Below are 3,769 nucleotides of genomic sequence, written 5' to 3' on the forward strand. Positions count from 1 at the left end.
GGCGTCGTGTCAGTCGACATCAATGTTGAATGATCCACCGCATTCGCGAGCAAGCCCGCTCCCACATTGGGATTTGGGTGTGTTAATCAGGCCAGGGTTGGCAACGGCCCGAGCTTGCCCTTGTGATAAATCATCGGCGTCACCGGTTGCTCGGGCAGGATCAGGTTCTTCACCGCGCCGACAATGATCGCGTGATCACCACCGTCGTATTCTCGCCACAACTCGCACTCGATGATTGCTGTGGCCTTGGCGAGGATCGGGTTACCGAGTTCGCTCAAATGCCACTCGATGTGCTTGGCCTTGTCCTTGCCTTTACCGGCGAAGGCGTAGGCTTCAGCGGTCTGGTCGGCGGACAGCAAATGGATCGCGAACTTCTTGCTGTCGCGCAGCACCGGGTAGGTGTCGGAAGCGTAGTTGGGGCAGAACAGCACCAGCGCCGGATCAATCGACAGCGCGCTGAAGGCGCTGGCGGTGATGCCGACGATGCCGCCCTCCGGGTCGAGGGTGGTGACCACCGTGACTCCGGACGGAAACGAGCTCATGACGTCTTTGTAAATGCCGGGTTCGATCATGTCGCAGGACTCCTAGCGCATCACAAACGGATCAGGCATCGGGGCCTGAGAGAGATTGATCCACACCGTTTTCAGTTCGGTGTAGGCCAGCACCGAATCGATGCCGCTTTCGCGTCCATAGCCACTGTTCTTGAAGCCGCCGATCGGCGCCATCGCCGACACCGCACGGTAGGTATTGACCCAGATGATCCCCGAGCGCACATCCCGCGCCAGGCGATGGGCGCGGCCCAGATCGCGTGTCCAGATGCCGGCGGCGAGGCCGAACTGCGAGTCGTTGGCGATTGCCAGCGCCTCGGCTTCGTCTTTGAAGCGAATCACCGATGCCACCGGGCCGAAGACTTCTTCCTGCATGATCTTCATCGAGTTGCGATCGCACTCGAACAGCGTCGGCTCGTAGAACCAGCCGTCACCCAGATCGGTGGGGCGCTTGCCGCCGGTGCGCAACCGCGCGCCTTCAGCAAGGGCATCAGCCACCAGGCCTTCGACCACCGCCAATTGCTGCGCAGTAGCCATCGGGCCCATTTCGCTGTGGTCTTCCTGCGGGTTGCCGATGCGGATGCGCTGGGCGCGTTCGACCAGTCGATTGACGAACTCGTCGTAGATTTCGTCCTGCACCAGCAGGCGCGAACCGGACACGCAGCTCTGGCCCGAGGCGGCGTAGATCCCGGCGATGGCGCCGTTGATCGCGCTGTCCAGATCGGCGTCGGCGAAGATGATGTTCGGCGATTTGCCGCCGAGTTCCAGCGACAGCTTGGCGAAGTTTTCGGCGCTGCTGCGCACCACGTGCCGGGCCGTGGCCGCGCCGCCGGTGAAGGCGATCTTGCGGATCAGCGGATGGCGGGTGAGGGCGGCGCCGGTGCTCGGGCCGTAACCGGTGACAACGTTGACCACGCCCGGCGGAATCCCGGCTTCGAGGGCCAGACGTGCCAGCTCAAGGATGGTCGCCGAGGCGTGTTCGGAAGGCTTGATCACGATGGTGTTGCCGGCGGCGAGGGCCGGGGCCAGTTTGATCGCGGTCAGGTACAGCGGGCTGTTCCACGGAATGATCGCGGCAACCACACCCATCGCTTCGTGCACGGTGTAGGCAAACAGGTCGGGCTTGTCCAGCGGCAGGGTGCCGCCTTCGAGCTTGTCGGCCAAGCCTGCGGTGTAATGGAAGAACTCCGGCAGATAGCCGACCTGACCACGGGTTTCGCGGATCAGTTTGCCGTTGTCGCGGCTTTCCAACTGCGCCAGTTGTTCCTTGTTTTCTGCGATCAGGTCACCGAGACGGCGCAGCAGTTTGCCGCGTGCGGTGGCGGTGAGGCCGCGCCAGGCCGGGCTGTCGAAAGCCGTCTGCGCCGCTTGCACGGCGCGTTCGACGTCGGCTTCATCGGCATCGGGCAGTTCGGCCCAGGCTTGGGCGCTGGCCGGGTTGAGGCTTTCGAAGGTCTTGCCGGAGAGGGCATCGACCCATTCTCCGCCGATGCACATCTGGAAGCGTGCGAGTGTCATGCAACGATCCCCTTTATAGGGTTTTGTCGGGAGTGTGCGAATTCGAGAAATTCCAGCAGCGTCTGGTTGACCAGGCGCGGCGACTCTACCGGCATCATATGCCGTTGCTCGGGCAGCACCGCAACCTTCGCGCCGGGGATGCGCCGGGCCAGTTGCTCCGCCATTTCCGGGGTGGAACCGGGGTCGAGTTCGCCGGTGGCGATCAGCGTCGGCGCCTGAATGCTGCCGAGGTCGTCGGCGCGGTACATGTCCTGCGTGGCGAACAATTCGTAGGTGGTCAGGTAACCCTGCGGGTCGTTGCCGGCCAGGGTCTGACGAATGGCTGCGATCTGCGCCGGGTTGGCCGCCTGATATTCACGGCTGAACCAGCGCGACAGCGCCGCTTCGGCGTTGGCATCCGGGCCGTGCTCAGCGGCCTGCGCGGTACGGGCGATAACCCCGGCGCGCTGTTCTTCACTGCGGTTGAACACGCTGTTAAGCACCACCAGGCTTTGCAGGCGCTCCGGGTAGTGCAGGGCAAACGCCCGTGCCACCAGTCCGCCCATGGAGAAACCGATCACCGCTGCCTGGGGCAGATTCAGGTGATCGAGCAGCTCCAGCAACTGATCGGCATAACCGAGCAGGCCGGTGCCGCTGGCCGGGCGCGGGCTGGCGCCGTGGCCGAGCATGTCGTAGGCGATCACCCGGTATTGGGCAGACAGGCCAACGATCTGGCCGCCCCACATTTCTTTGTTCAGGCCCACGCCGTGGATCAAGACCACGGGCTGGCCTTGGCCGGTCGCCAGGTAACTGGTGCCAGCCGGGGTGAGTTCAGCGGTGAGCCGAATCATGGAGCGCTCCTGCAATGCCTTTTTATTGTGATTACTGGGCTTTTTCGGCGGCCAGTTCTTCCAGATCGATGTAGCGGTTGCCGATGCGCGGGTGCAGGCGACCACCGTCGGCGCAACCGAGCACCACGACGATTTCGTCGGCACGCGGCGCGTCTTCGATCTGCATTTCCAGGGTGATGTAGTGCGAACGCAGCCCTTCGTCGTCCTTGTGCATCATCGGGATCTGGATCGAGGTTCCCGGGCCGCCGCGCTTGTTGGTGAAGCTCAGGTAGCTCTTGGCCTTGACCGCTTCGCGGTAGTGATTGCCGAAGCGCAGGGTGTGGATCACCGCCGAGGCGTGTTCGATCTCGCCGTCGGCGCCGACCACTGCCGCTTTGCCGTACGCCTCGATCTTCTCGGCGCCGCCGATGATGCCCACCAGACGCTCGACCATCATGGCGCCGAGGTCGGAGCAGTTGGCGCGGATCTGCGGTTTCAAATCCTCGACGAAGCCGTTGCCGACCCACGGGTTCTTCATCACCACAGCCAGCCCGACCATGGTCACTGGCTTGTCAGTGACCTTGCCGCCTTCGATGAAGGTTTCTTCGACATAGCTGACGATCTTGCGAATTTCGAAACTCATGAGCTGCTCCGTAGGGGGATTGAGAGTGTCTGTGCGTCTGATGGTATACCATAATACCGATCGTGCAAGTCCCCCACGCAAGATTTGCCGGATCCATCCGGCGAATGGCGGTGTATTCACTGCCAGCCCCAATCTCACAAACACCATTACACCCTGTGGGAGGGGGCTTGCTCCCGAAAGCGGTGGATCGGTCGACATCTCGGGTGCCTGACACAGCGCCTTCGGGAGCAAGCCCCCTCCCACGATGGAAA

4 protein-coding genes are annotated in these 3,769 nt (G+C 63.0%); all 4 read right to left on the reverse strand.

What is annotated here, in order from left to right:
• Positions 1-86 precede the first annotated feature (86 nt).
• The 4 genes from QMX91_RS29675 to QMX91_RS29690 are packed head-to-tail and all read right to left on the reverse strand — an operon-like array spanning position 87 to position 3,518.
• Positions 87-572 (reverse strand): flavin reductase family protein, encoded by a 486-nt coding sequence (locus QMX91_RS29675; protein WP_210558795.1) that lies wholly within the window; start codon positions 570-572, stop codon positions 87-89.
• A 12-nt stretch (positions 573-584) separates the two neighbouring features.
• Entirely contained in the window at positions 585-2,066 is a 1,482-nt protein-coding gene (locus QMX91_RS29680; protein ID WP_282413809.1) for an aldehyde dehydrogenase, read from the reverse strand.
• Positions 2,063-2,896 carry an alpha/beta fold hydrolase gene (locus QMX91_RS29685; RefSeq protein ID WP_135295986.1) on the reverse strand — a complete coding sequence of 278 codons (834 nt, stop codon included), beginning with the start codon at positions 2,894-2,896 and terminating at the stop codon, positions 2,063-2,065. Before QMX91_RS29685 ends, QMX91_RS29680 begins: the two co-directional genes overlap by 4 nt.
• A 31-nt stretch (positions 2,897-2,927) precedes the next feature.
• Positions 2,928-3,518, reverse strand: coding sequence for an amino acid synthesis family protein (locus QMX91_RS29690; RefSeq protein ID WP_095136389.1), 591 nt, complete (start codon positions 3,516-3,518; stop codon positions 2,928-2,930).
• Positions 3,519-3,769 lie beyond the last annotated feature (251 nt).

Source organism: Pseudomonas sp. PS01299 (genome assembly GCF_029960145.1).
Lineage (GTDB): Bacteria > Pseudomonadota > Gammaproteobacteria > Pseudomonadales > Pseudomonadaceae > Aquipseudomonas > Aquipseudomonas putida_A.